The sequence below is a fragment of the Bacteroidota bacterium genome (assembly GCA_005882315.1).
Lineage (GTDB): Bacteria > Bacteroidota > Bacteroidia > Chitinophagales > Chitinophagaceae > VBAR01.
Window position 1 is genome coordinate 1 of the sequence record VBAR01000011.1, and the last position, 3,300, is coordinate 3,300.

3 protein-coding genes are annotated in these 3,300 nt (G+C 36.9%); all 3 read left to right on the forward strand.

Annotation, left to right across the window (positions count from 1 at the left end):
- Positions 1 to 1,338, forward strand: a 1,338-nt coding sequence (locus tag E6H07_20035; GenBank protein TMI61209.1) for an RHS repeat-associated core domain-containing protein, incomplete at its 5' end; no start/stop codon positions are given.
- Positions 1,339 to 1,496: 158 nt separating this feature from the next.
- Positions 1,497 to 1,865 carry a hypothetical protein gene (locus E6H07_20040; GenBank protein ID TMI61210.1) on the forward strand — a complete coding sequence of 123 codons (369 nt, stop codon included), beginning with the start codon at positions 1,497 to 1,499 and terminating at the stop codon, positions 1,863 to 1,865.
- 257 nt (positions 1,866 to 2,122) lie between these two features.
- Positions 2,123 to 3,300: hypothetical protein (locus E6H07_20045; GenBank protein ID TMI61211.1), on the forward strand; the 1,178-nt coding region annotated here is incomplete at its 3' end.

Here is a 3,300-nt window from a genome sequence, read left to right on the forward strand (position 1 = left end):
TATGATGCAGGCGGCAGCAAGCTTAGTAAAACAATTTATGATGGCAGCAGCAGCACAACAATAAACTATATTGGCGGCTTTGAGTTTGATAATAGCAATGCCCTCACAAGTTTTGCCATGCCGGAAGGAAGAGTACGAAAAACTGGAAGCAGCACTTTTACATTTGAGTATTTTATTACCGATCACCAGGGTAATGTAAGAGTGAGCTTTGAAGATAACAGCGGTAGCGCAATTGTAAGACAAGAGAATAGTTATTATCCGTATGGAATGATAATGGCTGGTAATTATCAGCCATCAGCACCCAATAATAATTTATACAATGCAGGTAGTAGATGGCAGGATGATTTTAGTGGTATCGTTGATTACTTCAGTACTTTCTTCAGAGAATATGATCCGGTTCTGGGTAGATTTAATTCTGTTGACCCAAAAGCTGAAGCCACTGTTGAATTATCTGTTTATCATTATGCTGGTAACAACCCCATCAATTTTAATGATCCGATGGGAGATGTAAAATCTGCAGAGCAAATGGTTGATATTATAAACAGATTATTGGAATCTCCATATGGAGGATATTGGTCTTCAACAAACGAGAATTCCCTTTTTATGTTTGGTGATGAAGAGAGCAGGGATGTGATCGGATTTTACACGATGGGAGAAGGTGCAGGTGGTGGATATGGAGGTAATGAGTTTAATCCAATTGAAAGGGTCTTGAAAGCAATCTGGAATAAGACGTCAATGGGTTATAAGGTAACAGCCTTTACGTTTGGTTATAGGTTAAACGAAAAAGAGTGGGGGGCAACAGTTTTGTTTAATACCGGAGACAATAATGAAATTATCGATACAGATCTTGGAGAAATAATTCAAGGATTTGCAATGGGGTCACATTTTATAGGGATGTGCGAACATGCACAGAGTATGGAAAAATCATTTGAGTATTTTTCCAGCATTAGAGAAAATGCAAATACTTCCTTAGGGTTAACGGATTTAACAATACTTACTCCGCTTGAGAGAGCATTTAAATACGGAGAAAAAATAGCTACAGGTCCAGAGTTTTTCACAAAGGGGGCGACTTACATGAAAAGTGCGTCTAGAATTGCTGGAGGATTGGTTGCGTTTATTGATGTTTATGATGCAATGAAAGATCCCAGAGGAATTCAGACTAAACATGTTATAACCGTTGCTGCTGATATAGTTTCTATAATAAACCCCGTTTTTGGTACAATTTGGTTTGTTGGTGATTTAATATCGAGGGCAACGACAGGAAAAAGCCTAGGCGAAAATCTTTCTTTAATTTGGTCATACTCGAAACCTATTGGACCTATACTGATTAATTGGTGACAATAAAAAAGATCTTTGGAGCTTATCGTGTTAAATTCAATTACCAATTCACAAAAATCGAAATATAATTAATGCGGTTAGAAATCCATAATACTTAAATTAAGAGAAGTAGTTTTGTTTATAGTATGCTACATTTGTTTTTTTTAAATAAATAGACTATGAATCTTTATAATAATATTTTTATTTGCTATTACAACTTGTTTGTTAAGGCTAATGATTTTAATCCTCGTTTAGGGGCTTTAATGCTAATTATGGTGTTGGAATTTTTTCATCTTGTAATTGTTTTTCGACTTATTCAGCCATTAATAAAAATTCGAGATGAACAACTTCCTCCAGGCTTTTTCATAGTAGTATTTTTTTTCGTATGTCTATTTTTTTTAGTACGATATTATACAAAAGATAGAATAGCAACTCTTCAAGAGAAGTTTGCCAAAAAAAATGATAATACAAAAAGTAAGTGGGTTTCATTTTCTATAATTGCTTTTATAGCTTCATTTTTTTTGTTAATTATAGTATTAAAAAAGTAATGTATGAAAATAGTAAGGGTAGTTATAATTCGATAGATGACTACCTTAGTCGGTTCTTTTGTTAAGTATTGCAGTTAGCCCATTACTATCCTTTACTGAGAAACCAATCCAATATCGATACAGTTGCAATAAGCACTGATGTATCTGTTTGAATTTCTGCGCTATGAAAATCTAACGATCAAAGTCTCTCTCCCTAAATGCATAGTAGGGTCATTACTGTGCTTTATTTAGTATTTAAAAAATAAAAACGGTTTCTTATGAGATCTATTCAACGTCTATGCAGCATAGCTGCAATGCTGATGTTGTTATCAGCAGGTAGTGGTTATTCCCAAATCACTCTTACAACGGGTACAGGTTTAATCAGCCAACCGGCGGGAGTAGTAACAGAGATCGTGAAGAAAGGCGGAATAACGGAGGCGAGTTTGGTAAATACATTGCAAAGTCATGAACGGGTTACAATGTATAGTTATATCGATGGGTTTGGAAGACCCTTGCAAAGTATAATTGCAGCAGGCAGTCCGAATGGTAAGGATATTATTCAGTTTAGTAAGTACGATGAGTTTGGCAGAGCGACAAAAAGTTTTTTACCATTTGAAGCCAGTACAACAAACGGTACTTTCCAAGAACGTTCTACTGCGGAAAGTAACCAGGCAAGTTTTTATACAACGAACACAACAACCAACAAGGTAGCGTATGATACTAAACCGTGGGCACAATCAGATATAGAAGAAAGCCCGATGCAGCGACTGCTCAAGCAAGGAAGTGTTGGTAATAATTTTCAGACCGATCAGCATTATCAAATGATGCTGTACCGCACCAATGAATCAGGGGATAACAGTATCAATGGCGGAGTAAGAAAATGGAATGTGGATGGTACGAGCGGCGGTACTTATTCAGCCAATGATCTAATAGTAACGGAAGCAGTGGATGATGGCAGTGATTCCGATCCTGGTCGTACAATAGTATTTACTGATAAGATAGGCCGTGTGATACTAAAACGTCAGAAAAACGGTTCGGATTATTTTGATACTTATTATGTATATGACTTATCAGGCAATGTATCGTACGTGATACCACCGAAGGCAGTAATAAAAATGAACAGTGCGGGATGGAATGTAAGCAATGCGCCTAATCTTATTTTTTCTTATAAGTATGATGTTAAGGGAAGGGTAGTGGAGAAAAAAGTACCGGGAGCAGGTGTGGTATATATAGTGTATGACCCGCTTGACAGAGTAGTATTGGTACAGGATGCTAAGATGCGTACAAGTAATAAATGGTTCTACACAAAATATGACAGCCGCTTCCGCAGTATAACAGAAGGTATTTATACCGATGCCACACATACATCACTCAGCAGCATGCAAAGCTACGTGGATGGACTGAGTTGTTATGGCAGCAGCACGACGTATTATGAAAAACGAAGCAGCAGCGCCTC